The sequence below is a fragment of the Plasticicumulans lactativorans genome (assembly GCF_004341245.1).
Classification (GTDB): domain Bacteria; phylum Pseudomonadota; class Gammaproteobacteria; order Competibacterales; family Competibacteraceae; genus Plasticicumulans_A; species Plasticicumulans_A lactativorans.
In genome coordinates this window covers 171,901-196,440 of record NZ_SLWY01000005.1, presented here as the reverse complement: position 1 = coordinate 196,440, position 24,540 = coordinate 171,901, and the positions used below count along the sequence as shown (strand labels likewise).

At 72.4% G+C, this 24,540-nt stretch carries 27 protein-coding genes; 5 read left to right on the top strand and 22 right to left on the bottom strand.

Annotation, left to right across the window (positions count from 1 at the left end; translation table 11 throughout):
• Window positions 1-94: 94 nt before the first annotated feature.
• Window positions 95-691, top strand: a complete 597-nt coding sequence (locus EV699_RS05610; RefSeq protein WP_132539821.1) for a DedA family protein — start codon at window positions 95-97, stop codon at window positions 689-691.
• A gap of 44 nt (window positions 692-735) precedes the next feature.
• On the opposite strand, the gene der is transcribed toward EV699_RS05610, so the two are convergent.
• The 12 genes from der to EV699_RS05550 form a co-directional block, all read right to left on the bottom strand.
• Window positions 736-2,214 carry a ribosome biogenesis GTPase Der gene (gene der / locus EV699_RS05605; protein WP_132539819.1) on the bottom strand — a complete coding sequence of 493 codons (1,479 nt, stop codon included), beginning with the start codon at window positions 2,212-2,214 and terminating at the stop codon, window positions 736-738.
• Window positions 2,215-2,320: 106 nt separating this feature from the next.
• A complete protein-coding gene (bamB, locus tag EV699_RS05600; protein WP_132539817.1) occupies window positions 2,321-3,481 on the bottom strand; it encodes an outer membrane protein assembly factor BamB in 1,161 nt (386 codons plus the stop codon).
• Window positions 3,482-3,483: 2 nt separating this feature from the next.
• Window positions 3,484-4,113, bottom strand: coding sequence for a YfgM family protein (locus tag EV699_RS05595; RefSeq protein WP_132539815.1), 630 nt, complete (start codon window positions 4,111-4,113; stop codon window positions 3,484-3,486).
• Between the two features lie 2 nt (window positions 4,114-4,115).
• Window positions 4,116-5,408: a histidine--tRNA ligase gene (gene hisS / locus EV699_RS05590; protein WP_132539813.1), complete on the bottom strand. Its 1,293-nt coding sequence runs from the start codon at window positions 5,406-5,408 to the stop codon at window positions 4,116-4,118.
• A gap of 60 nt (window positions 5,409-5,468) precedes the next feature.
• Window positions 5,469-6,476: a helix-turn-helix domain-containing protein gene (locus tag EV699_RS05585; RefSeq protein WP_132539811.1), complete on the bottom strand. Its 1,008-nt coding sequence runs from the start codon at window positions 6,474-6,476 to the stop codon at window positions 5,469-5,471.
• A complete protein-coding gene (locus tag EV699_RS05580; protein WP_132539809.1) occupies window positions 6,473-7,279 on the bottom strand; it encodes a tetratricopeptide repeat protein in 807 nt (268 codons plus the stop codon). Before EV699_RS05580 ends, EV699_RS05585 begins: the two co-directional genes overlap by 4 nt.
• Window positions 7,280-7,287: 8 nt before the next feature.
• Window positions 7,288-8,382: a dual-specificity RNA methyltransferase RlmN gene (rlmN, locus tag EV699_RS05575; RefSeq protein ID WP_132539807.1), complete on the bottom strand. Its 1,095-nt coding sequence runs from the start codon at window positions 8,380-8,382 to the stop codon at window positions 7,288-7,290.
• Between the two features lie 13 nt (window positions 8,383-8,395).
• Window positions 8,396-8,827 carry a nucleoside-diphosphate kinase gene (gene ndk, locus EV699_RS05570; protein ID WP_132539805.1) on the bottom strand — a complete coding sequence of 144 codons (432 nt, stop codon included), beginning with the start codon at window positions 8,825-8,827 and terminating at the stop codon, window positions 8,396-8,398.
• Window positions 8,828-8,957: 130 nt separating this feature from the next.
• Entirely contained in the window at window positions 8,958-9,281 is a 324-nt protein-coding gene (gene iscA / locus EV699_RS05565) for an iron-sulfur cluster assembly protein IscA (protein WP_132539803.1), read from the bottom strand.
• A gap of 32 nt (window positions 9,282-9,313) precedes the next feature.
• On the bottom strand, window positions 9,314-10,912 hold the full coding sequence (locus EV699_RS05560; protein WP_165904046.1) for an aminotransferase class V-fold PLP-dependent enzyme: 1,599 nt from the start codon (window positions 10,910-10,912) through the stop codon (window positions 9,314-9,316).
• A complete protein-coding gene (locus EV699_RS05555) occupies window positions 10,909-11,391 on the bottom strand; it encodes an Rrf2 family transcriptional regulator (RefSeq protein ID WP_132539801.1) in 483 nt (160 codons plus the stop codon). Before EV699_RS05555 ends, EV699_RS05560 begins: the two co-directional genes overlap by 4 nt.
• Window positions 11,392-11,438: 47 nt before the next feature.
• On the bottom strand, window positions 11,439-12,221 hold the full coding sequence (locus EV699_RS05550; protein ID WP_132539799.1) for an RNA methyltransferase: 783 nt from the start codon (window positions 12,219-12,221) through the stop codon (window positions 11,439-11,441).
• A 90-nt stretch (window positions 12,222-12,311) separates the two neighbouring features.
• Here EV699_RS05550 and suhB point away from each other — a divergent pair, with 90 nt between their 5' ends.
• On the top strand, window positions 12,312-13,115 hold the full coding sequence (gene suhB, locus EV699_RS05545; RefSeq protein WP_132539797.1) for an inositol-1-monophosphatase: 804 nt from the start codon (window positions 12,312-12,314) through the stop codon (window positions 13,113-13,115).
• Window positions 13,116-13,230: 115 nt separating this feature from the next.
• Window positions 13,231-13,575 (top strand): hypothetical protein, encoded by a 345-nt coding sequence (locus EV699_RS05540; protein WP_132539795.1) that lies wholly within the window; start codon window positions 13,231-13,233, stop codon window positions 13,573-13,575.
• Window positions 13,576-13,644: 69 nt separating this feature from the next.
• Here the strand turns inward: EV699_RS05540 and secF are convergent, their stop codons facing one another.
• The 8 genes from secF to amrS form a co-directional block, all read right to left on the bottom strand.
• The gene (gene secF / locus EV699_RS05535) at window positions 13,645-14,586 is read right to left on the bottom strand and encodes a protein translocase subunit SecF (RefSeq protein ID WP_132539793.1); all 942 of its coding nucleotides are present in this window, start codon (window positions 14,584-14,586) and stop codon (window positions 13,645-13,647) included.
• A 21-nt stretch (window positions 14,587-14,607) separates the two neighbouring features.
• A complete protein-coding gene (gene secD / locus EV699_RS05530) occupies window positions 14,608-16,464 on the bottom strand; it encodes a protein translocase subunit SecD (protein ID WP_132539791.1) in 1,857 nt (618 codons plus the stop codon).
• A 13-nt stretch (window positions 16,465-16,477) separates the two neighbouring features.
• Window positions 16,478-16,813, bottom strand: coding sequence for a preprotein translocase subunit YajC (gene yajC, locus EV699_RS05525; protein ID WP_132539789.1), 336 nt, complete (start codon window positions 16,811-16,813; stop codon window positions 16,478-16,480).
• 66 nt (window positions 16,814-16,879) lie between these two features.
• Window positions 16,880-18,001: a tRNA guanosine(34) transglycosylase Tgt gene (gene tgt, locus EV699_RS05520; RefSeq protein WP_132539787.1), complete on the bottom strand. Its 1,122-nt coding sequence runs from the start codon at window positions 17,999-18,001 to the stop codon at window positions 16,880-16,882.
• Between the two features lie 81 nt (window positions 18,002-18,082).
• On the bottom strand, window positions 18,083-18,835 hold the full coding sequence (locus tag EV699_RS05515) for an NRDE family protein (RefSeq protein WP_132539785.1): 753 nt from the start codon (window positions 18,833-18,835) through the stop codon (window positions 18,083-18,085).
• A gap of 18 nt (window positions 18,836-18,853) precedes the next feature.
• Complete coding sequence (locus EV699_RS05510) at window positions 18,854-19,702, bottom strand: sulfurtransferase (protein ID WP_132539783.1); 849 nt, start codon at window positions 19,700-19,702, stop codon at window positions 18,854-18,856.
• A gap of 16 nt (window positions 19,703-19,718) precedes the next feature.
• Complete coding sequence (locus EV699_RS05505; protein ID WP_132539781.1) at window positions 19,719-20,561, bottom strand: 23S rRNA (adenine(2030)-N(6))-methyltransferase RlmJ; 843 nt, start codon at window positions 20,559-20,561, stop codon at window positions 19,719-19,721.
• An 85-nt stretch (window positions 20,562-20,646) separates the two neighbouring features.
• Window positions 20,647-21,753, bottom strand: coding sequence for an AmmeMemoRadiSam system radical SAM enzyme (gene amrS / locus EV699_RS05500; RefSeq protein ID WP_132539779.1), 1,107 nt, complete (start codon window positions 21,751-21,753; stop codon window positions 20,647-20,649).
• Between the two features lie 105 nt (window positions 21,754-21,858).
• On the opposite strand from amrS, the gene amrB reads away from it, so the two are divergent.
• Both amrB and amrA read left to right on the top strand, forming a co-directional pair.
• The gene (amrB, locus tag EV699_RS05495) at window positions 21,859-22,650 is read left to right on the top strand and encodes an AmmeMemoRadiSam system protein B (protein ID WP_132539777.1); all 792 of its coding nucleotides are present in this window, start codon (window positions 21,859-21,861) and stop codon (window positions 22,648-22,650) included.
• Window positions 22,625-23,224 (top strand): AmmeMemoRadiSam system protein A, encoded by a 600-nt coding sequence (gene amrA, locus EV699_RS05490; protein WP_132539775.1) that lies wholly within the window; start codon window positions 22,625-22,627, stop codon window positions 23,222-23,224. The genes amrB and amrA overlap by 26 nt, the downstream gene beginning before the upstream one ends.
• On the opposite strand, the gene EV699_RS05485 is transcribed toward amrA, so the two are convergent.
• Window positions 23,182-23,844, bottom strand: a complete 663-nt coding sequence (locus tag EV699_RS05485) for a TIGR04282 family arsenosugar biosynthesis glycosyltransferase (protein WP_132539773.1) — start codon at window positions 23,842-23,844, stop codon at window positions 23,182-23,184. The genes amrA and EV699_RS05485 overlap by 43 nt on opposite strands.
• Window positions 23,845-23,846: 2 nt before the next feature.
• Window positions 23,847-24,524, bottom strand: coding sequence for a TIGR04283 family arsenosugar biosynthesis glycosyltransferase (locus EV699_RS05480; RefSeq protein ID WP_132539771.1), 678 nt, complete (start codon window positions 24,522-24,524; stop codon window positions 23,847-23,849).
• Window positions 24,525-24,540: the final 16 nt, after the last annotated feature.

Genomic DNA, 24,540 nt, shown 5'->3' with positions numbered 1-24,540 from the left:
CTTCGCGACAATGGCGCCCCTCCCCGCTCCAGGGCAGGCGAGCGCCGCCGGACGATAACGACGACAACACCGGGCACACCGGGAACGAGGCAGCATGTTCGAACAAATCCAGCACTGGATCGCCGAATACGGGTACCTGACGATCCTGGTGTGGACTTTCATCGAAGGCGAAACCGTGGTGATCGTCGCCGGCGTCATCGCCAAGCTCGGTCAGCTCGAACTCCCCTACGTGATCCTGGCGGCCTTCGTCGGCAGCCTGTGCGGCGACCAGTTCTACTTCTTCATCGGCCGCTTCCAGGGCAAGAAGCTCCTCGACCGCCACCCCAAGTGGAGCAAGCGCGTCGAGTGGATCAATCGCCACCTCGAACGCCACCGCGACTTCCTGGTCCTGACCTTCCGCTTCTACTACGGCATCCGCAACGTCACGCCCTTCGTGATCGGTGCGAGCGACATCCCGACGCTGCGTTTCTTCGTGCTCAACACCATCGGCGCCGCGGTCTGGGCGACGAGCTTCGCCGGCGCCGGGTATGCCTTCGGCCACGCGATGGAAGCCTTCATGGGCAACATGCACCATGCCCAGCTCTACATCCTCGGCACGGTGGTCGCGCTCGCGTTCATCGCCTGGGTGGTGATGCGCCTGCGCCGGCGCGCCCGCGAGGCGCGCGAAGCCCGCGAGGGCGCGAACCTCTGAGCGCCCCGCCGCGCGCGCCCGGACGCCGGCGCGCGGGCGCGGTTTCAGCGCTTCTTCGGCCCCGGCGACGGCTTGCGCGGCCCGCCGGTGCCGGCCGTCGCGGCGCGGCGGCGGGCGATGCGCTGGGCACGCTCCTCGGCGAGCGGCCGGTGCGTCTGCTTGCGCTGCAGCCCTTCCGGCTTGTAGGGGTTGTCACCCGCCTTGAAGTCCACGCGTATCGGCGTGCCGTGCAGGCGCAGCACGCGGCGGAAGGTGTTGATCAGGTAACGCCGGTAGGCGTCCGGGATGTGCTCCACGCGCGAACCGTGGATGACGATCACCGGCGGGTTCTGTCCGCCCGGGTGGGCGTAGCGCAGCTTGATGCTGCGCCCGTGCACGAGCGGTGGCTGATGCGTCGCCACGGCGTCCTCGAGGATGCGTGTGAGTTCCGGCGTGGACAGCTTGCGCGTCGCCGCGGCATACGCCTGCCTGACCGAGCGGAACAGGTCCATCACCCCCGAGCCGTGCAGCGCCGAGATGTAGTGCGTGTTGGCGAAGTCGATGAAGGCGAGCTTGCGCGCGAGCTCGCCGCGCACCTCGTCGCGCACCTCGGGTTCGAGCTTGTCCCACTTGTTGACGGCGAGCACCAGCGCGCGGCCGCTGTCGAGCACGTAGCCGAGCAGCGTGGCGTCCTGGTCGGCGATGCCCTGGCGGGCATCGAGTACCATCACCACCACGTGGGCCTCCTCGATCGCCTGCAGCGTCTTGATCACGCTGAACTTCTCGATCGCGTCGTCGACCCGCGAGCGGCGCCGGACCCCGGCGGTGTCGATCAGCGTGTAGCGCGTGCCGTCCTTCTCGAAGGGGATCGCCACCGCGTCGCGCGTCGTCCCCGGCTGGTCGAAGGCGAGCACGCGCTCCTCGCCGAGCAGGCGGTTGACCAGCGTGGACTTGCCGACGTTCGGGCGGCCGACGATGGCGAGGCGGATCGAGCCGTCGTCGGCGGCGATCGTGGTCCGTTCGAGCGCGGGCAGCGTGTCCGCCGGCCGCTGCGCGGCCGCCGCCGCCAGCACCGCCTCCATCAGCGCGTCGACGCCGCGGCGGTGGGTCGCCGAAATCGCCCAGGGCGCGCCGATGCCGAGCGCGTGGAAGTCGGCCGTCGCCTGCGCGGGATCGAGGTGCTCGGTCTTGTTCGCCACCAGGAACAGCGCCTTGCCGCTGCGCCGCAGGCGCGTGGCGATCTCCTCGTCGGCCGCGGCGAGCCCGGCACGGGCGTCCACCAGCAGCAGCACGGCGTCGGCCTCCTCGATCGCCTTGTGCGCCTGGCGGGCGACGAGGGCGTCGATGGCATCGGTCTCGCCGCTGAGGCCGCCGGTGTCGACCACCAGGTACGGCAGCGGCCCGATCTTGCCGAGCCCGTACTGGCGGTCGCGGGTCAGGCCGGGGAAGTCCGCGACGAGCGCGGAACGGGTCTGCGTCAGGCAGTTGAACAGGGTGGACTTGCCGACGTTGGGGCGGCCGACCAGGGCGATCACGGGGAGCATGGCGCCAAGCTTTCTCCAGGATCCGGACAAACGAAAACCGGGCCGCACGGGCCCGGTGGCGGCGTCAGGCCGCGGCGCAGGGGCCGCCGCGGCGACAAGGGAGGCCTCAACCGCCGGCGCGGTAGGCCGCGAGCGTGCCGCTCTTGCCATAGACGTACAGCATGTTGCCGCGCGCGAGCGGCCCCACGCCGACGCCGGTCGAATCGATCTGCGCCCGCCCGACGATGCGGCCGCTGCGGCTGTCGAGCAGGTGCACGTAGCCCTCGAAATCGGCCAGCGCGACCAGCGGTCCGTACACCGTGGGCGCGCTCAGATGGCGACCGCTGAGTTCGGCCTGCTGCCACAGCACCGAGCCGTCGCGCCGGTCGAGCGCCGACACGGTGTCGTCGGCGCCGACGACGTAGACCGCCTGCGGGTCGATGTCGAGGCCGGCGTAGGTCGAGATGTCCTTGGCCCACACCGGGTTGCCGCTCTGCAGGTCGATCGCCGTGACGCTGCCGTGATAGGGCGCGATGTAGAGCGTCGAGCCGGCGGCGCGGGGCTCGGCGTCGATGTCGACCAGGCGATCCATCTCGGTGCGTCCACGCGGTGCCGCCACCACGCGCTCGAACACCGGGCGGCCGCTGCGCAGGTCGAGGCCGAGCACGCGCCCGCTCTCCAGCCCGGCGATGACCACGCCCTGCCCCACCAGCGGCGGCGCCGATCCGCGCAGCGTCAGCACCGGTACGGTGGAGGCGTAGCCCCATATCTGCCGCCCGCTGGCCACCTCGAAGCCGAAGAAGCGCCCGTCGGCGGCACGGATCACGACGACGCCCTCGGCGATCCGCGGCGGTGCCAGCACCTCGCTCGACACCCGCGCACGCCACGCCTCGTTGCCGCTGTCGGTGCGCAACGCCACGACCTCGCCCTTGCTGGTGGCCACCACCGCCAGGCCGTCGCCGACCCCCACGCCACCGCTGATCGGCAGCTTGGTGGCGACCTTCCAGCGCGCCTGGCCGCTGCCGGCGTCGAGCGCCACGACCTCGCCGTCGCGCGAGGCGGCATACAGCCCGCCGCCCTGGTCGAGGGCCGGCACGAGCTTGACGAAGGCGCCATCGGTCCCCGCGCCGACGCGGGTATCCCAGACCTTGCTGAACGGGATCGGGTTCGCCACCGCCTGCAGCGGCGCCGGCGGCGGGCTGTTGTCGGTACCCGAGACCCATTCGGTGATCCAGCCGCAGCCGCTCACGGTCCAGGCGATGGCCGCCATCACGATGAAACGTCGCATCGTCACTTCTCCACCGCCGGAAGGTTGTCGAGTTTGAGCTGGATCAGCGTGGCGGCGGGGCCGGCCGCCGCGACGGCGGCGGTGTACGCGCTGCGGGCGGTCGCCATGTCGCCGCGGGCGAAGGCGATGTCGCCGCGCAGCTCTTCGCGCTCGGCGGCGAAGCCCGCGGACATCGACCGTCCGAGCTCGGCGAGGGCCTCGTCGAGCTTGCCGGCGCCGAGCAGCAGGCGCGCCGCGCGCAGGTGCGCGACCTCGCGCAGCTCCGGCGTGCCGGCATGCGCGGCCACCCAGCCGAGCTGCTCCAGCGCCGCCGCGACATCGCCGGCATCGCTCGCCGCCCGCGCCATCGCCAAGGCTGCGAGCACGGAGTAGGTCGAGTCGGGGTGGGCGTTGCGCAGCAACTGGCCGCGCTCGCGGACCTGCGCGGCGTCGCCGGCGCCGAGCGCGGCCAGCACGCCGTCGTACTGCAGCGACGCCTGCTGCGCCGCGCCGCGCTGCCGCTGCTGCCAGTACTGCCAGCCGAGCAGGCCCGCCAGGGCGAACAGCACCACCAGGATCGCGGCCGCGCCGTTACGGCGCCACCAGGCGTGCAGGGCTTCGACCCGTTGCTCTTCGGTGACGAAATCGTCCATCGCTACGCTGTACTCCCGCTCCGGGCCGGCAGGCGCGCACGCAGCCACTCGGTCAGGTGCGCGCGCGGCAGACGAATCTGCTCCTCGTCTTCACGCAGGGCCTTGACGCCGATGCTGCCGTCCGCGACCTCCTGGTCGCCGAGGATCAATGCCCAGGTCGCGCCGCAGCGGTCGGCGCGCTTGAGCTGGTTCTTGAACTGGCCGCCGCCACCGTTGACCTGCAGGCGCAGACCGGGCAGGGCGTCACGCAGGGACTCGGCGAGCACCAGGCCGGCGAGCTCGGCCGCGGCGCCGACGGTCACCAGGTAGGCCTGCGGTGCGCCCGCGGCGGCGGGCTCCGCATCGGCTTCGAGCAGGCCGAGCAGGCGCTCGATGCCCATCGCGAAACCCACGCCGGGTGTCGGCCGGCCGCCGAGCAGCTCGACGAGGCCGTCGTAGCGCCCGCCGGCGCACACGGTCCCCTGCGCGCCGAGACGGTCCGTGACCCATTCGAACACGGTCCGGCTGTAGTAATCCAGCCCGCGCACCAGGCGCGGATTGAGCTCGTAGGCGATGCCGGCGGCGTCGAGCAGCTCGCGCAGGCGCTCGAAATGCACCTGCGACGCGGCGTCGAGGTGCTCGATCAGCAGCGGCGCCTCGGCCAGCAGCGGGGCCATCGCCGGATTCTTGCTGTCGAGGATGCGCAGCGGATTGCTCGCGAGCCGGCGCCGGCTGTCCTCGTCGAGCGCATCGGCGTGCGCCTCGAAGTAGGCCACCAGCCGCTCGCGATACGCGGCCCGCGCCGCCGCCGAACCCAGCGAGTTCAGCTGCAGGCGCACGTCGCCGAGCCCGAGCCGCTGCCAGAACCGCGCCGTCATGCAGATCATCTCGGCATCGATGTCCGGCCCGTCGATGCCGAAGGCTTCGGCGCCGATCTGGTGGAACTGCCGGTAGCGTCCCTTCTGCGGGCGCTCGTGGCGGAACATCGGGCCGGCGTACCAGAGCCGCTGCTGCTGGTTGTGCAGCAGGCCGTGCTCGAGGCAGGCGCGCACGCAGCAGGCGGTGCCTTCGGGACGCAGGGTCAGGCTGTCCCCGTTGCGGTCGGCGAAGGTGTACATCTCCTTCTCGACGATGTCGGTGACTTCGCCGATGGAACGGCGGAACAGCTCGGTGCTCTCGACGATCGGAAAGCGGATCTCGGCGTAGCCGTAGCTGCCCAGGACCTCGCGTACCGCGGCCTCGAGCGCAGCCCAGCGTGGGGATGCGTCCGGCAGGATGTCGTTCATCCCGCGGATCGCCTGGAGATTCTTCGCCATCGTTCGAAACGTGCTCGGTGAGGGGCGGCACGGACCCGCCGCGTGGGGAAAGGGGGACGTTCAGTCGCCGCTGCCGGCCGCCTGGTCGGCACCGAGCGTGAAGCGGCTGACGGTGCCGCGCTTGGGGGCGTAGACCGCGGTGTCGACCGGCGCGCCGTCCAGCTTCAGGCGCACCGCCTGGGCATTGCCGAGGGCGATCTTGAACGGCGCCTTGCCGGTGAGCGTGCGCGCCGAGCCGGCACGCAAGGTGCCGTTCAGCAGGATCCGGCCACCGCCGTCGCGCACTTCGGCCCAACTGGCGGCGGTGAACTCGAGTTCGAGCCGGGCTTCGGCGTCGGCCGCCGCCGCGGGGGCGGACGCCGCGGGCGTGTTCGCCACGCTCGGCGTGACCGCCGCCGTGGCGGAGGGGGCTGCCGCCGAAGCCGCCGGCGACGGCTGCAGGGTCGCCGCCTCGGCCGTGGCGGCACGCGCCACCGGCTCGGGCGGTGGCGCCGGCGGCGCAGCGGATGCCAGCGGCGGCGCGACCGGAGCGCTCCCTGCAGCAGCTGAGGTGGCCGGCGGCGGCGCGGCATTCGGCAGCGCGAGCTCCTGTCGCACGCCGGCGTCGGACGTGGTGGTGGTGCCGGAGGTGCCCGACCCCGCCAGGTACGTCGAGACCAGTTCGAAACCGCGCCAGCCGCCATAGGCCAGCAGCACCAGCACCAGCAGATAGGTGAACGGGCGCAGAACGCCCTGTCCGCGCGGCGCGCTGCCGTCCGGCTCACCGCGCAGGCGCAGCGGCGGGGGCTCGGCGAGGCCGAGCGCGCGGTAGCGTTCGAGCACCGCCTCCTCGGCGAGGCCGAGCGCGCGGCAGTAGCGGATCAGGTAGCCGCGCACGAACACCGGAGGCCCCACCTCGGCGAAGCGCCCGTTCTCCAGGGCCGTGATCGCTGGCAGCGGCAGGCCGGCGCGCTGGGCCAGGTCGGCCGCGGACAGTCCACGCTCCTCGCGCCCGCCCAGCAGGTATGCGGCGAGGCTGGAAACGTCCTGTTGGGTGCGGCCCTGCTGTTGGGTATCGGCTTTCTTCATCGCGGCGGGCGCAGTCGGCGGGCGTCGGGCGAGCCGCCGAAGCGGCTCTGCAGGAGGGTTTGGTACTCGCGGCGCAGCGCGGCGTCGCCGGTGGCATCCGCGATCCGGACGCCGAGGGCGAGGCTTTCGGCCGAGTAGCCGGCGAGTTCGTGAAAGCGCTGCAGTTCAACCCGCGCCTCGGTGGCACGACCGCGGTCGAGCAGCAGCACGGCGAGATCATAATGCGCGCGCGACGCGCGCGGGTTCAGTTCGATCGCGCGGCGCAGGTAATCCTCGGCGCGCTCCGGCGCCACCGTCCGCACGCACGACGCCGCCTCGACCAGGGCGGTTTCGGGCGTGACGTCGCCGACGGGGTTGTCGGCCATCGCGACGAGGCGCTTCTCGCCCACCCCCACCTGCCCTCGCAGGCAGGCCAGTCGCGCCTGGTTGAGCTGCGCCGGGGCGAAGTTCGGATTGAGCTCCACGGCGCGCGCGTATTCGCGTTCGGCGGCCCCCAGCTCGCGCAGGCGCTCGTGGGCGAGCCCCAGGGCGTTGTGCGCCTCCGCGACGGAGTCGTCGAACTCGATGGCTTTCTTCAGCTTTTCGACGGCCACGGCGTAGTCGCCACTCTGTATGTAACCGATTCCGAGGCGCAGGTTCAGCCGGGCCGCCTCCTCACGATTCGGCTCGATGCGCGGCGGCGGGGCCTGCGGCACCCCGGCCGCGTTCGGGTCCTCCTCGGCGCCGAACCACTTGCCGATGGTCTGGCAGCCGGAAAGGCCGGCGGCGAGCGCCAGCACGAGCGCGAAGCGAAACGCGTGCATGCGATGGTTCAGCCCGCCGCCCGCAACACCCGTACCGCGCGCGTGCCGCGATCGAGCACCCGCCCCGCCAGCTGACCGCAGGCGGCGTCGATGTCATCACCCCGGGTACGGCGCGTGACCGTGGTCAGCCGATGCCCGATCAGAATGTCACGGAAACGGTCGATCGCCGCCTGCGGCGAACGCCGGTAGCGCGTGTGCGGGAAGGGGTTGAACGGAATCAGGTTGACCTTCGACGGGATGTGGCGGATCAGCCTGGCCAGCGCATGCGCGTGCTCGGGACTGTCGTTGACGCCGTCGAGCATCACGTATTCCCAGGTGATGCGGCGGTGCGGCTTGCCGGCGATGTAGGCGGCGCAGGCATCGAGCAGCTCGGCGATCGGGTACTTGCGGTTGATCGGCACCAGCTCGTCGCGCAAGCCATCGAAGGGCGCGTGCAGCGACACCGCGAGGCTGACGTCGGTCACCTCGCGCAGGCGGTGCAGGGCCGGCACCACGCCCGAGGTGCTGAGCGTCACGCGGCGTTTCGACAGGCCGAAGCCGAAGTCGTCCATCATCAGGTCCATCGCCGCGACGACCGCCTCGAAGTTCATCAGCGGCTCGCCCATGCCCATCATCACCACGTTGGTGATGGCGCGCTCGCCGGCGATGCGCCAGCCGAGGGCGCGGTTGGCGAGCCAGACCTGGCCGATGATCTCGGCGACCGACAGGTTGCGGTTGAAGCCCTGCTGCGCCGTCGAGCAGAAGCTGCAGTTGAGCGCGCAGCCCACCTGCGAGGACACGCAGAGCGTGCCGCGGCCGGTCTCGGGGATGAACACCGCTTCGATGCAGTTGCCCGAATCGACCCGGATCAGCCACTTGTGCGAGCCATCGCCGGAGGCCTGGTCGAGCACCACCTCGGGCAGGCGCACCTCGGCCAGCGCCATGAGCTGGCTGCGCACCTTCTTCGAGAGGTTGGTCATCGCCTCGAAGTCGGTGATGCCCTCGTGGTAGATCCACTTCATGACCTGCTGGGCACGGAACGGCTTCTCGCCGAGACCGGCGAAGAAAGCCTCGAGTTCGCGCCGCGTCAGGTCGAGCAGATTGATGCGGGCCGGGGTGTCCACGGGTCGATGTCGCTCAGCGCGTGCGCGGGCAGATGCCGTCCCGGCCGAAGAAGAACTCGATCTCGGCGGCGGCCGTCTCCGGGCCGTCGGAGCCGTGCGCGGCGTTCTCGTCGACCGAGTCGGCGAAATCGTGGCGCAGGGTGCCGGCGGCGGCCTTCTTGGGATCGGTCGCCCCCATGATGTCGCGGTTCTTCTGGATCGCGCTCTCGCCTTCCAGCACCTGCACCATCACCGGGCCCGAGGTCATGAAGGTGACCAGGTCCTTGTAGAACGGACGCTCCTTGTGCACGGCATAGAAGGCACCGGCCTGCTCTTCCGACAGCTGCAGCATGCGGGCGGCGACGATACGCAGGCCGGCGGCCTCGAAGCGCGCGTAGATCTGACCGATCAGATTCTTCGCGACGGCATCGGGTTTGATGATGGAAAGCGTGCGCTCAACGGCCATTCGGGAAAATCTCCGCTTTGTGAACCAAGGGCTTGATTTGAAAACCGGGAAGGAAGGGCGCCCGCCAGGGCGACGGCGGGCGCAGAGTGTAGCGGCATCGGGGGCAGGGCGGCAACGCGACCCGGCGCGCTCAGACGCTGAAGCTCTCGCCGCAGCCGCACGCGCCCTTGACGTTCGGATTGCGGAACTTGAAGCCCTCGTTCAGCCCCTCGCGGACGAAGTCGACCTCCATCCCGTCGAGGAACGCGAGGCTCTTCGCGGCGACGATCAGCTTGACGCCGCGGCTCTCGAACACCTGATCCCCGGCCTCGACGGCATCGGCGTAATCGACGGTGTACATGAAGCCCGAGCAGCCCGAGGTGCGTACCCCCAGGCGCAGCCCGATGCCCTTGCCACGCTTGGCGAGGAAGTTGTGCACGCGCTCGGCGGCGGTTTCGGTGAGGGTCAGTGCCATGCGGGCGTATCTCCTTAAGTACGGGTTCGAAATCAGGCCGCGCCGACCGGGCGCGGCAGCAGGCGCGCGACGGCATCGTCGAGCGCGGCGATCAGGGCCTGCCCTGCCAGCACCGCCGCCGGCAGGCGCGACGGCGGCAGGCGCAGGGCCTCGGCGATGTGACGATGGGTGAGACCGCGCGCCTCCTCGACGGTGCGGCCGCTGACGGATTCGGCGGTGAAATCGCCGGCGGCGATCAGCGCGGGACTGCCGTGGGCGCGAAACCGCGCTTGCGCGATCATGCCGCGGGCATCCACGCGCAGTTGCACGGTGAGCGTCTCGGTGCCGGCGGGGTCGTCCGCCTGGCCGCGGGCGACGCCCGGGGTTCCGGGCTCGAAGTCGCCGGCGCGGGCCGCGGCCGCGAAGCGCTCCAGCACCACCGGGCCGTAGCCGAACGCCCCGGCTGCCGGAGCGGCACCCGGCGCCGGTCGGCGCCCGCCCGCCAGCGCGCGCAGGCGCGCCACGGCGCGGCGGACCGCCTCCAGCGCACGATCGATGTCCTCGACCGTGGTGTGGCGGCCGGGCGAAAAGCGCAGCGCCGAGCGCAGCCGCGCCGCGTCGAGGCCCATCGCCCGCAGCACGTGCGAGGGCTCGTCCGCCACCGAGGTGCACGCCGAGCCCGCCGACAGCGCGAGCCCGGGCAGCGCGAGCAGCAGGCTTTCGGCGCCGAGGCCGTCGACGCTCACGTTCAGGATGCCGCCGGCCGCACGGGTGGCGTGGCCGTTGAGCTGCACGCCCCCGAGCTCGCGCAGCCCCGCCCACAAGCGCTCGCGCAGCGCACGCAGATGGGCCGCGTCGCGCTCGAGCGCTTCGCGCGCCAGCCGGCAGGCCTCGCCCATGCCGACGATCTGGTGGGTCGCGAGCGTGCCGGCACGCAGCCCGTGTTCCTGGCCGCCGCCGTGCAGCAGCGGCTCCACGCGGGCGCGCGGCCAGCGGCGCACGTAGAGCGCGCCCACGCCTTTCGGCCCGTAGGCCTTGTGCGCGGACAGGCTCATCAGGTCGGCCTCGAAGCGCGCCACGTCGAGCGCGATCCGCCCGGCGGCCTGGGCGGCGTCGATGTGGAACAGCACGCCGCGGCTGCGCGTGAGCCGGCCGATGGCTTCGAGATCCTGGGTCACGCCGGTCTCGTTGTTCACCGCCATCACCGACACCAGCAGGGTGTCGTCCCGCAGCGCGGCAGCGAGCTGGTCGAGGTCGAGCACGCCGTCCGCCGCCGGCGCCAGGCAGGTGATCTCCCAGCCGCCGCGGGCGAGCTGGCGGCAGGTGTCGAGCACCGCCTTGTGCTCGGTGGCGAGCGTGACGATGTGCCGCTTGCCGCGCGGGGCGGCCCGCGCCGCGCCGCTCAGCGCGAGGTTGTCGGCTTCGGTGGCGCCGGAGGTCCAGACGATCTCGCGGCGCTCGCAGCCGATCAGCGCCGCCACCTCGGCCCGCGCCGCCTCGACCCGCTCGGCCGCCTCGCGCCCGTAGCCGTGCGTCACCGAGGCCGGATTGCCGAACGCGCCGTCGGCGCCGAGGCAGTCGACCATCGCGGCGACCACGCGGGCGTCGACCGGTGTGGTCGCCGCGTGGTCGAGGTAGAGCGGACGGTTCATGACACCCGCTCGCCCGCCGCCGGCTCACTGCGCTCGAACGCCACCACGTGCTCGCCGCCCGCGGCCGTGGCGCGGCGGCGGTGGCGCTCGACGAGATCGCCCAGCGTGTGCCCGCTCAGGAAGGCGTTGATGTGCTCGTTGAGCTCGGCCCACAGGTCGTGGGTGAGGCAGCGCTGCATGCCCTGGCAGTTCGACGCCCCGCCACAGCGGGTGGTGTCGACCCCCTCGTCCACCGCCTCGATGACGTCGACCAGCGTGATCGCGTGCGCGGGCCGGCCGAGCGAGTACCCGCCCCCGGGCCCGCGCGTGCTGCACACCAGCCCGAAGCGGCGCAGCTTGGCGAACAGCTGCTCGAGGTAGGCGAGCGAAATCGACTGACGCTCCGAAATGTCGGCGAGCACCACCGGGTCACCCTGGTAGTGGATCGCGAGATCGAGCATGGCGGTGACCGCGTAGCGGCCTTTGGTGGTCAGTTTCATGGCGCCTCTTCAACGCGCCGTTTTATAGCCAATCCCGAGCAATGCGGTCAACTATTGCCATCCCCGCGCCGGGGCGGGCGCGGCCCGCACTTGCTGCCGGGCTGCTTGCGCTCCTCGACGGCGCTGAGGATGCCGCGCAGCAGCGCCACCTCGTTGCGCTGCAGCGCGGCACGGTGGTACAGGCAGCGCAGCCGGCGCATCAGGTGGCGGGGCTTGTCCGGGTCGAGAAAGCCGATGCGGATCAGCGCCGACGCGTAGTGGGCGTAGAGCGCCTCGAGCTCCTCGGCGGTGGCGAGCGGCTCCGCGCGTGCGCTCCCGCCCGCCGCGGCGTCGGCCTGCTGCGCACGCCAGGCGAGACGCGCCTCGTAGCACATCACCTGCACCGCGGCGGCGAGGTTCAGCGAGCTGTACCCGGGATTGGTCGGGATGTGCGCGAGCAGGTTGCAGCGGTCGATCTCGGCATTGGTGAGGCCGGTGCGCTCGCGGCCGAACACCAGCGCGACCGGCCCTTCGGCGAGGGTCGCGACGGCGTGCTCGGCCACCGCCCGCGGCTCCAGCACCGGCGCCGACAGGTGGCGCGTGCGCGCGGTGGTGGCGATGGCGAGCACGCAGTCGGCGAGCGCCGCGTCGAGGGTCGCGACGACGCGCGCGGCGGCGAGCACGTCGTCGGCGCCCGAGGCGCGGGCATCCGCTTCGGGATGCGGGAACTGCTGCGGGGTCACCAGGACGAGTTCGGTGACGCCCATGTTCTTCATCGCGCGCGCGGCGGCGCCGATGTTGCCGGGGTGGCTGGTGTCGACGAGGACGATACGCAGGTGGGGGATGAGCATGGGGATTCGCCGGCGGGCAGAGCACGGTCTGCTATAATAGCCCGCTTTGCCGACGCCCCGGCCCGATCTTTCACACGTAAGCCCGCCGCCATGCATCCGACGCTCACCATCGCCAAGCGCGCCGCGCTCGCCGCCGCCAAGGTCATCCTGCGCAACCTCGAACGGCTCGACCATCTCAGCGTCAGCGAGAAGGGTCGCAACGACTTCGTCAGCGAAGTCGACGTCCAGGCCGAGCGCGAAATCGTCAACGTGCTGCGCAGGACCTATCCCGACCATGCCATCCTCGGCGAGGAGAGCGGCAGCCACGGCGCCGCCGATGCCGAGTACCAGTGGGTCATCGACCCGCTCGACGGCACCACCAACTTCCTGCACGGACACCCGCACTTCGCCGTCTCCATCGCGCTCAAGGTGCGCGGCCGGCTGGAGGCCGGGCTGGTCTACGACCCGCTGCGCCAGGAGATGTTCACCGCCTCGCGCGGCGCCGGCGCGCAACTCAACGACCGCCGCATCCGCGTGCGGCCGCTGCCGGGCCTCGAAGGCGCCCTGCTCGGCACCGGCTTCCCGTTCCGCCGCCCCCAGCACATGCCCGCCTATCTGGCGTGCTTCGCCGCGCTCGCCACCCAGTGCGCCGAGATGCGTCGCGCCGGCTCGGCGGCACTCGACCTCGCCTACGTCGCCGCCGGGCGGCTCGACGGCTTCTGGGAGATCGGGCTCGCCGAGTGGGACATCGCCGCGGGGGCCCTGCTGGTGCAGGAGGCGGGCGGGCTGGTCGGCGACTTCGGCGGCGGCAACGACTACCTGCTGAGCGGCAACGTCGTCGCCGGGCACCCGAAGGTGTTCAAGGCGCTGCTGCAGACCCTGCAGCCGCACCTCACGCCCGCGCTCGCCCGCTGAGGCCGCGACCGGCGCTTGCGGGAAACGGGCCCGCGTGCTATCCCGCAGCGCCCTGAAAAACCCTACAGACGGCCGACCACGGCCGCACCCGCACGACCGCAGAGGAGACCCGCAGATGAACAAGATGGCGTTGGCCGCCGTGCTCCCGCCGCTGGCGATCGCCAAGTACGGCGGTCGCGCGGCCTGGTGCGCGGCACCGATCGCGACGGTCTGGATGAGCGCGCTGGTCGGCATCGCGATGGGCCTGAACGGCGACGTCGCCGGCAGCACCCAGGGGCCGAGTCACTGGGTGCTCGCGTTCGGGCTGTTCGTGTGGGCGGTGTCGTCGATCTGGGCGGTGATGGTGATCCGCGGCGTCGAAAGCGACGCCGCGCACACGCCCGACAGCACCGCCGACCGCCTGGCCGCACGCGCCGACGACGACACGGACCCGCTCGACCAGATCCGCGGCCTGCGCTGACGCGCGCCCCGACGCAAAAGGGGCGGCCAAGGCCGCCCCTTTTGCGTGACCGCTCCCGGCGCGTGCCGCTCAGGGAATGTGGTCGAGGTCTTCCTTCGCCCGCGGCAGCAGATCCTCGCGCTTCAGGCCGAGGAAATACGGCGTGGCGCTGGCGATGTAGATCGACGAATAGGTACCGACCACCACGCCGATCACCATCGTCAGCGAGAACGTGTGGATCGCCGGCCCGCCCCAGCCCAGCAGCACGATCACGGCGAGCAGGGTCGTCATGCTGGTCATGATCGTGCGCGCGAGCGTCTCGTTGATCGAGGCATTGATCACCTCCTTCGTCGTCGCCTTGCTGAAGGCGCGGTTGCGGAAGTTCTCGCGGATGCGGTCGAACACCACCACGGTGTCGTTGACCGAGTAGCCGATCACCGCCAGCACCGCGGCGAGCGTGGTCAGGTCGAACTCGATGCGCCACAGGGCGAACACGCCGATGCAGAACACCACGTCGTGCACGGTCGCCGCGATCGCCCCCACCGCCAGGCGCCACTCGAAGCGGAACGCCACGTAGACCAGGATGCCGAGCGTGGCGATCAGCGCCGCGAGTGCCCCGTCCTGCACCAGTTCGTTGCCGACCTGCGGGCCGACGAACTCGATCTTGCGGATCTCGGCATCGGCGTTGCCGGTGCCGCTGCGCAGCGCCTCCAGCACCCGCGTGCTGATCTCGGCGGTGTTGACGCCCTCGCGCGGCGGCACGCGGATCAGGACCTCCGCCGCCGAGCCGAAGTACTGCGTCTGCGCATCGCCGAAGCCGGCCTCGCGCAAGGCCTCGCGCACCTGCGGGATCTCGACGGCGTGCGAGTAGCGCGCCTCGATCAGCGTGCCGCCGGTGAAATCGAGCCCGAAGTTCAGCCCGCGCAGCACCAGCGCGACGATGCAGCCCAGCAGCAGCGCGATCGACAGGCCGACGCAGAGCTTGCCGTAGCGCAGGAAGTCGATGTTCGTTTTCTTGGGAAGCAGACGCATGTGCGGATTCCGTCGCGCCGGTCAGACCGACAGGCGTTCGACCTTACGGCCACCGTAGATGAGGTTGATGACGCCGCGGCTGACCATCACCGCCGTGAACTGCGAGGTGAGGATGCCGATGATCAGCGTCACCGCGAAGCCGCGCACCGGCCCCGACCCCAGCAGCAGCAGCGCGACGCCGGCGATCAGGTGGGTGAAGTTGGCGTCGACGATGGTCGCGAAGGCACGGTCGAAGCCGGCCTTGATCGCCGCCTGCGGCGTCAGGCCGAGGTCGATCTCCTCGCGCATGCGCTCGTAGATCAGCACGTTGGCATCCACCGCCATGCCCATCGTCAGCACGATGCCGGCGATGCCGGGCAGCGTGAGCGTGGCCTGGAACAGCGACAGGATGGCGATGATCAGCACCACGTTGGCGGCGAGCGCGATCACCGCGACCACGCCGCAGAGGCGGTAGCTGATGATCATGAACGCGGCGACGATGAGGAAGCCGACCAGCGCGGAATCGAAGCCCTGCTCGATGTTCTCCTTGCCGGCGCTGGGACCGACGGTGCGCTCCTCGACGATCTGGATCGGCGCCGACAGCGCGCCGGCGCGCAGCAGCAGCGCGAGGTTGCGCGCCTCCTGCGGGCTGTCGATGCCGGTGATCTGGAAGCGCGCGCCGAGGCGGTCGCGGATGGTGGCGGCGTTGATGACCTCTTCGGTCGTGGTCGTGACCTTCTGCGGCTGGCCGTCGACCGTGCGCGTCTCGGTGCGGGTCTCGATGAACACCGTCGCCATCAGCTTGCCGATGTTGTCCTTGGTGCCGTCCTCCATGCGCTTGGCGCCCTTGCCGTCGAGCGTGATGTACACCGCCGGGCTGCCGCTCTGCTGCTCGATGCCGCTGGAGGCGTCGGTGATGGAGTCGCCGGTGAGGATCACCCGCCGGTCGAGCAGGTAGGGGCGACCGTCGCGGCCCTTGTAGAGCTTGGCGTTGATCGGCACCTGTCCCTGCAGCGCGGCGTTGATGTCGCCGCTGCTGTCGACCAGGCGGAATTCGAGCGTCGCGGTGGCGCCGAGGATCTCCTTGGCACGCGCGGTATCCTGGATGCCCGGCAGCTGCACGACGATGCGCGACTCGCCCTGCTGCTGGATCACCGGTTCGGCGACGCCGAGCGCATTGACCCGGTTGCGCAGCGTGGTGATGTTCTGCTGCAGCGCGAAGGTGCGACGCTCGCGCAGTTCGGGCTCGCCGATCGTGAGGACCAGGTCGAGCGCCGAGGCGCCGGCGTCGCCCACCTGCAGCGTGGTCAGCTTGTCGCGGATCAGGCCGAGCGCCTGGTCGCGGTCGGCGGCCTCGCGGAAACTCACGCGCACGCCGCCGCCGGGGTTACGCCCCACGCTGACGTAGCGCACCTTCTCGTTGCGCAGCAGCGCGCGGATGTCCTCGACGTAGCGTTCCTCGGCCTGCTTGACCACCGCCTTCATGTCGACTTCCATCAGGAAGTGCACGCCGCCGCGCAGGTCGAGGCCGAGGAACATCGGATGGGCGTTGAGCGCGCGCAGCCACGCCGGGGTGCTCGGCGCGAGGTTCAGGGCCACCGAGTAGTCGCGGCCCAGCGCCTGCTCGAGGCTGTCGGCGACCTTGAGCTGGTCGTCGGTGTCCTTCAGCCGCACCAGCAGCTGCCCGGCGCCGAGCTCGATGGTCTTGGGGCTGATGCCGTCCTGGCTGATCCGCTCGGCGACGCGCCGGTACAGGGCCTGGTCCACGGCCGCGGAGCGCGTCGGCGACACCTGGACCGCGGGGTCCTCGCCGTACACGTTCGGCAGCGCATAGACGATGCCGATCAGCGTGGCGACGGCGATGATCGCGTACTTCCACCAGGGGTAGCGGTTCAGCATCGGACGGCCCCGCTCACGAGTTCTTGTAGGTGCCCTTGGGCATCAGCGAGCCGACGGCCTGCTTCTGCACCTTGAGGTGCACGCCGTCGGCGACCTCGACCTGCAGGAAGCTCTCACCGACCTCGGTCACGCGCCCGAGCACGCCGCCGTTGGTGACGACCTCGTCGCCCTTCTTCAGGCCTTCGAGCATCACCTTGTGCTCCTTGGCGCGTTTCTGCTGCGGGCGGATCATCAGGAAGTAGAAGACACCGACCAGCAGCAGCGGAAACAACAGGGCTTCCCAGCCGCCGCCGGCCGGCGCGCCGGCGGGCGCGGCCTGCGCCATGGCATCAGCGATGAAGAAACTCATGGAAGGGCATCCTCGGGGGGTTCGGTGGTGGTGGGGCCCGCGCCGGCTCCCGGCGCGGGCCGCGCATTATACACGGGCGTCCGACGGCTTCCCGCGCCGCGCGTAGAACTCGCGCACGTACTCGGCCAGGCGGCCGGCGGCGATGGCGTCGCGCAGGCGCGCCATCAGCTGCTGGTAGTAGCGGCAGTTGTGCAGCGTGCCGAGGCGCGCGCCGAGGATCTCGTCGCAGTTGTCGAGGTGGCGCAGGTAGGCGCGCGAGTAGTGCGCGCAGGTGTAGCAGTCGCAGTCCTCGGCGATCGGCCGGGTGTCGTCGCGGTAGCGGCTGTTGCGGATGCGCACGTCGCCGTCGTGGGTGAAGTAGTGGCCGTTGCGTGCGTTGCGGGTGGGCATCACGCAGTCGAACATGTCGACGCCGCGCAGCACGCCCTCGACGAGGTCCTCGGGCTTGCCCACCCCCATCAGGTAGCGCGGGCGCGCGGCCGGCAGGTGCGGCACGGTGCTGTCGAGCATGGCGTTGCGCACCGCCATCGGCTCGCCGACCGCGAGCCCGCCGATCGCGTAGCCGTCGAAGCCGATCGCCTGCAGCCCGGCGGCCGATGCCGCGCGCAGCGCCGGGTACATGCCGCCCTGGACGATGCCGAACAGCGCCTGCGCGTTGCCGAGCCGGTCGTGCTCGGCGCGCGAGCGCGCGGCCCAGCGCAGGCTGAGCTCCATCGACGCCCGTGCCTGCTCCTCGGTGGCCGGGAACGGCGTGCACTCGTCGAAGATCATCACCACGTCGGAGCCGAGGGCGTGCTGGATCTGCATCGACTCCTCGGGGCCGAGGAACACGCGGTCGCCGTTCACCGGCGAGCGGAAGCTCACGCCGGCCTCGCTGATGGTGCGCAGCTCGGCGAGCGAGAACACCTGGAAGCCGCCCGAATCGGTCAGGATCGGCCCGTCCCAGTGCATGAAGCCGTGCAGGTCGCCGTGCGCGCGGATCACCTCGGTGCCCGGGCGCAGCCACAGGTGGAAGGTGTTGCCGAGGATGATCTCGGCGCCGCTCGCCCGCAGCTCCTCGGGCGTCATCGCCTTGACGGTGGCGTAGGTGCCGACCGGCATGAACACGGGGGTTTCGACGCTGCCGCGGGCAAAGCGCAGGCGGCCGCGCCGTGCCGCGCCGTCGGTGTGGAGGAGTTCGAACTGCATCGGGAGAAGAACCGGGCCGGGGGGCGCGCTAGTGTCCGGAGGCGGCAGCGGATTGGCAAGCGCGCGCCCTCCCCCGCGCCGTCACCCCAGGCGCCAGCCGAAGCCGCGCTCGGCGCCGTCACCGGCGTCGCGCTCGTGCACCTGCACGCAGCCGTCGTCGCCGAACAGCAGCACCGTCGAGCAGCGCGTGCCGTAGCTCTCGCTCGCGATGAACAGCGGCGACAGCCGCCGCTCCCACTCCAGGCTGACGCCGGTCGCCGGCAGTTCGGCGTCGGGCGCCTCGCGGCGCTCGGCGAGCAGCGTGAACAGCGCCTCCGGCGCGACCTCGGGCTGCGCCAGCGCCGTCGCGAGCGCGTGCTTGCCGTGGCGCACCTTGGGCCAGGGGGTGTCGAGCAGCGCGTTGGACAGCCCGTACACGCCGGGCGCGAGCGGCCGCGGCGCGCCGTCGCGGTTGCCGTAGTACCACAGCGTCTCGCGGTCGCCGACCAGCAGGTTGAAGCCGTTGTAATCCTCCCCGCGGCGGGCGAGTGCGGCGAGGTAGTCACCGGGCGCGGCATCGCCGCCGAGGTAGTCGGCCACCAGCGCCCCCCGCGACGGGCGGCCGTCGACGTTGCGGTGCGGGTCGCGGTGGTTGGTGACGGCGGCGAAGCGCCCGTCGCGCGTCACCCCGAACCAGGTGCCGCCGGCTTCGAGGTCGCGCCCGGCGAGCACCGTGGGGCGCTCGGGCCACCAGTCCATCGGCGCCGCCGGGCGCGCGTAGAACTCATCGCGGTTCGCCGCCAGCACCAGCCGGTAGCGCGCCCGCGCCTGCCAGGCGAACAGGATCAGGCACATCGCTGCCGCCACCCGCGCTCAGCCACCGGTCGCCACCGGCCGCGCCGGGTCGCGTACCCACTCGCTCCACGACCCGGCGTAGAGCCGCGAGCCGTGCAGCCCGGCGATTTCCATCGCCAGCAGGTTGTGGCAGGCGGTGACCCCCGAGCCGCAGCTGTGGATCACCGTCGCCGGCGCCGCACCGCCGAGCACCGCGGCGAAGCGCTCGCGCAGCCGCTCGGGCGGCAGGAAGCGGCCGTCGGCGTCGAGGTTGCCGTCGTGCGGCAGGTTGACCGCGCCGGGGATGTGGCCGGCGACCGGGTCGATCGGCTCGACCTCGCCGCGAAAGCGCGCCGCCGCGCGGGCGTCGACGAGCCGCTCGCCGAGCGCCAGTGCCGCCGGCACGCAGGCGCTCGGCAGCCAGGCGTGGTCGTCGGGCGTCGGCGGATACACCGTCGGCTGCGGCGCCGGGGTGTCGGTGGCGAGCGGCAGGCCGGCGCGCAGCCACGCCGCCAGGCCGCCGTCGAGCACCGCCGCGCGCGCGTGGCCGAACCAGCGCAGCAGCCACCACAGCCGCGCCGCGGCCATCGCGCCGCCGGCGGTGTCGTAGGCAATGACCTGCGAGTCCGGGGTGATGCCGAAGCGCCCGAGGCAGGCGGCGAACGCCGCCGGGTCCGGCAGCGGGTGGCGGCCGCTGTCGGCGCGCACCGGGCCGGAGAGGTCCTCGTCGAGGTGCGCGTAGCGCGCGCCGGGGATGTGCCCGGCGGCCCAGTCGCGGCGCCCCGCCGCGGGATCGGCGAGGCTGAAACGGCAGTCGACCACCACCCACGCGGCATCGTCGAGATGCGCGGCGAGGGTGCGGGCGTCGACCAGCGGCGATGCGGTCATGCGGACCTCCTGCGGGTCAGGCCGGGGTGAGCCAATCGACGCGCGTCTGCCCGTGCGGGCCGGCGCGCAGGTGTTCGAGCAGTTCCGGCAGCCAGCGCGCGGCGTTGCGGTCGAGCTGCCAGGGCGGGTTGACGATCAGCATGCCGCTGCCGCCCATGCCGTGCGGGCTGTCGTAGGGGGCGATGCCGAGTTCGAGCCGCAGCAGCGCGGGGATGCCGAGCGCCGTCACGCGCCGGGCGAAGCGCTCGCTCGGCGCCCGGTCGAGGATCGGGTACCACAGCGCCAGCGTGCCTTCGCGCCAGCGCCGGTGCACCCGCGCGACGAACTCGACGAGGCGGTCGAACTCGCGCTTGTCCTCGTAGGGCGGGTCGACGAACAGCAGCCCGCGCCGCTCCGGCGGCGGCAGCAGCGCGCCGGCGGCCTCGTAGCCATCGCGCCGGTGCACCGCCACGCGCCGGTCACCGGCGCAGGCCGCCTTCAGCAGCGCGTGGTCGGCCGGGTGCAGCTCGCAGGCGATCAGCCGGTCGTGCGCGCGCAGCGCCCCGCGCACGAGTTGCGGCGAACCCGGGTAGTGGCGCAGGCGGCCGTCGGGGTTCAGCGCCGCCACCGCCGCGCGGAAGGCGTCGAGTTCGGGGCCGAGCGCGGGCGCGTCCCACAGCCGGCCGATGCCGGCGCGCCACTCGCCGGTCTTGTCGGCGGCGGCGCCACCGAGGTCGTAGACGCCGGCACCGGCGTGGCTGTCGAGCACCGCGAAGGGCCTGTCCTTGCGCGCCAGCCCGGCGAGCAGCTCGAGCAGCAGCGTGTGCTTGAAGCAGTCGGCGAAGTTGCCGGCGTGGAAGGCGTGACGGTAGGCGAGCATGGACGCACGGGCGGCAGGCACGGGCGTGCAGCATGCCGCAAGCCCCGCAGCGCGGCCAGCGGCACCCGGCGCGGCGCGCCGGCACTCAGGCGGTGGCGATGTGCACCGGCTGGCGGCGCGCGCCCCAGGCACCCGGACGCGCCTCGAACACCCCCGGGCAGGGCGTGCCGCAGCTGCGGCAGTGCCCCCGGGCGTCGAGGTTCCATACGTCGAGCTCGTACCAGTCGCGGCCGATCAGCCGCGTGCCGCAGCCCGAACACCAGGTGCTGCCGCCGTCGCGGTCGTGCACGTTGCCGGTGTACACGTGGTGCAGGCCTGCGCGCCGGGCGATGTCGCGGGCGCGGGTCAGCGTCGCCGGCGGCGTGTGCGGCACGTCGGTGAGCTTCCAGTCCGGGTGGAAGGCGGTGAAGTGCAGCGGCACGTCGGGGCCGAGCTGCTCCATCACCCAGTGGCTCAGCGCCTCGACTTCGGCATCGCCGTCGTTGTGCCCGGGGATCAGCAGCGTGGTGATCTCGAACCACACCTGGGTCTCGCGCTTCAGGTACACCAGCGTGTCGAGCACCGGCTGCAGGTGCCCGCCGCACAGGCGGTGATAGAAATCCTCGGTGAAGGCCTTGAGGTCGACGTTGGCAGCGTCCATCGCGGCGTAGAACTCGGGCCGCGCCGCGGCGCTGATGTAGCCCGCGGTGACCGCGACCGACTTGATGCCGCGGGCGCGGCAGGCGGCGGCGACGTCCACCGCGTACTCGAGGAAGATCACCGGGTCGTTGTAGGTGAAGGCCACGCTGCGACAGCCCAGCCGCTGCGCGACCTCGGCGATGCGCTCGGGCGACGCGGCGTCGGCGAGGCGGTCGATCTCGCGGGATTTGCTGATGTCCCAGTTCTGGCAGAACTTGCAGGCCAGGTTGCAGCCGGCGGTGCCGAAGGACAGCACCGGCGTGCCGGGCAGGAAGTGATTGAGCGGCTTCTTCTCGATCGGGTCGATGCAGAAGCCGCTCGAACGCCCGTAACTGGTCAGCACCATCGCGTCGCCCTCGCGGGCGCGCACGAAGCACAGCCCGCGCTGCCCGGCGTGCAGGCGGCAGTCGCGCGGACACAGGTCGCACTGGATGCGGCCGTCGTCCAGCCGGTGCCAGTAACGGCCCGGCACCGTGTAGCGGGCGTCATTCGGACTGGCGTCATACGTGCTCATCGGGGGCCTCCCCGCAGGCTGATCGACGGCTGGAATGCCGCCATAAAGGCTTATGCTATCTAAAGTATAGGTACCGTTACACCGCCGTTGCGGCAGGAGTCGACCATGTCCGCCCGCGTACGCCCGCCGGCCGTCGCCGGCCTGTTCTACCCCGCCGATGCGCGCAAACTGCGCAGCACCGTCGCCGCCCACCTCGCCGCCGCCAGCGTCCGTCCGCTGCGCCCCAAGGCGCTGATCGTGCCGCACGCCGGCTACATCTATTCCGGGCCGGTCGCCGCGAGCGGCTACCGCCTGCTCGAAGCCCTGCGCGACACGGTGACGCGCGTGGTGCTGCTGGGGCCGAGCCACCGCGTGGGCTTCCACGGCATCGCCACGCCGGCGGTGACCGCCTACGCCACCCCGCTCGGCGAGGTGGCGCTCGACCTGGAGGCCCTGGCGGCGATCGCCGGGCTGCCCGGGGTCATCCCGCTCGACCGCGCGCACGTCCCCGAGCACAGCCTGGAGGTGCACCTGCCGTTCCTGCAGAGCGTGCTCGACGCCTTCCGGCTGGTGCCGCTGGTGGTGGGCGAGGCCTCGCCGGCCGAGGTCGACGGCGTGCTCGAAGCCCTGTGGGGCGGCGACGAGACGCTGATCGTGGTCAGCTCCGACCTCTCGCACTACCTCGACTACCGCTCCGCGCAGCTGAGCGACAGCGCCACCTCGCAGGCGATCGCCGCGCTCGATCCGCGCCCGATCGGCCCCGAGCAGGCCTGCGGCTGCCGCCCGGTGGCCGGGCTGCTGTGGGCGGCACGTCGCCACGGCCTGCACTGCGAGGTGCTGGACCTGCGCAACTCGGGCGATACCGCGGGTTCGCGCCATCAGGTGGTCGGCTATGGCGCCTACGCCTTCGTCGCCTGAACACCTCGGCGCCGGCGAGCGCCGCGCCCTGCTCGGCGTGGCGCGCGCGGCGATCGCCCACGCGCTCGCGCACGGTCGCCGCCTCGCAGTCGACGTGGCGGCCTTCCCGCCGCGGCTGCGCGAGCCCGGCGCGAGCTTCGTCACGCTGGAGATCGACGGGCACCTGCGCGGCTGCATCGGCACGCTGGAGGCGCGCGTGCCGCTGGTGCGGGACGTCGCCACCCACGCCCACGCCGCCGCCTTCGAGGACCCGCGCTTCCCGCCGCTCACCGCGGCGGAGTGGCCGCGCGTCGAGCTGCACGTTTCGGTGCTGACGCCGCCCGAACCGCTGCCGGCCGGCAGCGAGGCCGAACTGCTGGCGCAACTGCGCCCCGGCGTCGACGGCCTGATCCTCGAAGCGCCCGGGCACCGCGCGACCTTCCTGCCCGCGGTGTGGGAGGACCTGCCGGCGCCGGCGGAATTCCTCGGCCACCTGAAGCGCAAGGCGGGCCTGCCGGCGGCGTACTGGTCGCCCGAGCTGCGCTTTGCGCGCTACACCACCGAGGCCTTCGGCGACGACCCGGCCGCGTCGTGAGCCTGCGCGCGGGCGGCCAGCCGCCGGTAGCGGCGCAGGTCCGCCGGGCGGTCCAGGTCCCAGCCGGGCGGCAGCTCGACCCAGTCGAGGCCGGCGCGACGCAGCCGCCGGCGCGTCTGCGCCGCGACCCGCGCCCCGCCCCAGGCGACACCGCGAAACAGCGCCGGGCAGGGCCGGCGCAGGCCGAGCAGCACGTAGCCGCCATCCTCGGCGGGCACCAGCACGGCGTCGCGCCCACCGGCGAGCGCCGCCAGCGCCGCACGCAGGTCGGCGCGCGTGAGCGACACGCAGTCGGCGCCGATCACCACCGCGCCGGCGGCACCGGCGAGCGCGCAGCGCAGCGCGAGGTCCATGCGCCGGCCGAGGTCGGCGCCCGCCTGCCGGCGCGGCCGCGCGCCGAAGTCGCGCACGCAGGCGCGCAGCGCCGGGTGACGGGCATCGGGCGCCCCCCAGAGTTCGAGCGGCGCGAGCCCCGCGGCCTGCGCCAGCACGCCGCGCAGCAGGCGCCGGTACAGCCAGGCCGCGCCGCGCGCGCCGAGGCGCGGCGCGAGGCGCGTCTTGACCCGGCCCGGGCACGGGGCCTTCGCGAACACCAGCACGCGCAGCCCGGGAAACTCCATCGCTAGTCTCCGTAGTAGCGCCGGCGCAGCTCGGCCGGGTCGGCCCCGCGCCAGTAGGCGAAGCGCAGCCGCCACATCAGCACGACGGTGCGCAGGATGCCGTCGCGCTCCCAGCGCCGGCTCGACGTCGTCAGCGGCGGGCGCAGGCAGGCCGGCCGGGCGATGCGCTTCAGGATCGCCGACAGGGCGATGTCCTCCATCAGCGCGAGCGGCGGGTAACCGCCGATGCGCTCGAACAGCGCCCGACGCACGAACAGCCCCTGATCGCCGGTGGCGATGCCGGTCAGCCGCGAGCGCAGGTTCATCGCCGTCGCGATCACGCGCAGCGGCGGCGAGCGCCCCGACAGGCGCACGTCGAAGCGCCCCCACTGCGCCCCCTGCCCGCACGCGCGCAGCAGCGCCGTCAGTGCCGGCAGCGGCACCCCGGTGTCGGCGTGCACGAACCAGAGCACGTCGCCGCGCGCCGCCGCAGCACCGGCGTTCATCTGCACCGCCCGCCCCCGCGGCGCCGTCACCAGGCGGTCGCAGCCGGCGCGCGCCACCGCCACCGTCGCATCGCGGCTGCCGCCATCGACGATGACCAGCTCCACCCCCTGCGCACGCAGCGCCTGCAGCGCCGCCAGGCGCGCGCCGAGCTCGGCCGCCTCGTCGAGCACGGGCATCACGATCGAGATCCGCATGGAAAAAAGTCCTGCG

What these genes read in the sequence shown, in the direction of transcription:
- EV699_RS05610 (WP_132539821.1), top strand. Translation starts at nt 95, where the DNA reads ATGTTCGAACAAATCCAGCACTGGATCGCCGAATACGGGTACCTGACG.
- der (WP_132539819.1), bottom strand. Translation starts at nt 2,214, where the DNA reads ATGCTCCCCGTGATCGCCCTGGTCGGCCGCCCCAACGTCGGCAAGTCC.
- bamB (WP_132539817.1), bottom strand. Translation starts at nt 3,481, where the DNA reads ATGCGACGTTTCATCGTGATGGCGGCCATCGCCTGGACCGTGAGCGGC.
- EV699_RS05595 (WP_132539815.1), bottom strand. Translation starts at nt 4,113, where the DNA reads ATGGACGATTTCGTCACCGAAGAGCAACGGGTCGAAGCCCTGCACGCC.
- hisS (WP_132539813.1), bottom strand. Translation starts at nt 5,408, where the DNA reads ATGGCGAAGAATCTCCAGGCGATCCGCGGGATGAACGACATCCTGCCG.
- EV699_RS05585 (WP_132539811.1), bottom strand. Translation starts at nt 6,476, where the DNA reads ATGAAGAAAGCCGATACCCAACAGCAGGGCCGCACCCAACAGGACGTT.
- EV699_RS05580 (WP_132539809.1), bottom strand. Translation starts at nt 7,279, where the DNA reads ATGCACGCGTTTCGCTTCGCGCTCGTGCTGGCGCTCGCCGCCGGCCTT.
- ndk (WP_132539805.1), bottom strand. Translation starts at nt 8,827, where the DNA reads ATGGCCGTTGAGCGCACGCTTTCCATCATCAAACCCGATGCCGTCGCG.
- iscA (WP_132539803.1), bottom strand. Translation starts at nt 9,281, where the DNA reads ATGGCACTGACCCTCACCGAAACCGCCGCCGAGCGCGTGCACAACTTC.
- EV699_RS05560 (WP_165904046.1), bottom strand. Translation starts at nt 10,912, where the DNA reads ATGAACCGTCCGCTCTACCTCGACCACGCGGCGACCACACCGGTCGAC.
- EV699_RS05555 (WP_132539801.1), bottom strand. Translation starts at nt 11,391, where the DNA reads ATGAAACTGACCACCAAAGGCCGCTACGCGGTCACCGCCATGCTCGAT.
- EV699_RS05550 (WP_132539799.1), bottom strand. Translation starts at nt 12,221, where the DNA reads ATGCTCATCCCCCACCTGCGTATCGTCCTCGTCGACACCAGCCACCCC.
- suhB (WP_132539797.1), top strand. Translation starts at nt 12,312, where the DNA reads ATGCATCCGACGCTCACCATCGCCAAGCGCGCCGCGCTCGCCGCCGCC.
- EV699_RS05540 (WP_132539795.1), top strand. Translation starts at nt 13,231, where the DNA reads ATGAACAAGATGGCGTTGGCCGCCGTGCTCCCGCCGCTGGCGATCGCC.
- secF (WP_132539793.1), bottom strand. Translation starts at nt 14,586, where the DNA reads ATGCGTCTGCTTCCCAAGAAAACGAACATCGACTTCCTGCGCTACGGC.
- secD (WP_132539791.1), bottom strand. Translation starts at nt 16,464, where the DNA reads ATGCTGAACCGCTACCCCTGGTGGAAGTACGCGATCATCGCCGTCGCC.
- yajC (WP_132539789.1), bottom strand. Translation starts at nt 16,813, where the DNA reads ATGAGTTTCTTCATCGCTGATGCCATGGCGCAGGCCGCGCCCGCCGGC.
- tgt (WP_132539787.1), bottom strand. Translation starts at nt 18,001, where the DNA reads ATGCAGTTCGAACTCCTCCACACCGACGGCGCGGCACGGCGCGGCCGC.
- EV699_RS05515 (WP_132539785.1), bottom strand. Translation starts at nt 18,835, where the DNA reads ATGTGCCTGATCCTGTTCGCCTGGCAGGCGCGGGCGCGCTACCGGCTG.
- EV699_RS05510 (WP_132539783.1), bottom strand. Translation starts at nt 19,702, where the DNA reads ATGACCGCATCGCCGCTGGTCGACGCCCGCACCCTCGCCGCGCATCTC.
- EV699_RS05505 (WP_132539781.1), bottom strand. Translation starts at nt 20,561, where the DNA reads ATGCTCGCCTACCGTCACGCCTTCCACGCCGGCAACTTCGCCGACTGC.
- amrS (WP_132539779.1), bottom strand. Translation starts at nt 21,753, where the DNA reads ATGAGCACGTATGACGCCAGTCCGAATGACGCCCGCTACACGGTGCCG.
- amrB (WP_132539777.1), top strand. Translation starts at nt 21,859, where the DNA reads ATGTCCGCCCGCGTACGCCCGCCGGCCGTCGCCGGCCTGTTCTACCCC.
- amrA (WP_132539775.1), top strand. Translation starts at nt 22,625, where the DNA reads ATGGCGCCTACGCCTTCGTCGCCTGAACACCTCGGCGCCGGCGAGCGC.
- EV699_RS05485 (WP_132539773.1), bottom strand. Translation starts at nt 23,844, where the DNA reads ATGGAGTTTCCCGGGCTGCGCGTGCTGGTGTTCGCGAAGGCCCCGTGC.
- EV699_RS05480 (WP_132539771.1), bottom strand. Translation starts at nt 24,524, where the DNA reads ATGCGGATCTCGATCGTGATGCCCGTGCTCGACGAGGCGGCCGAGCTC.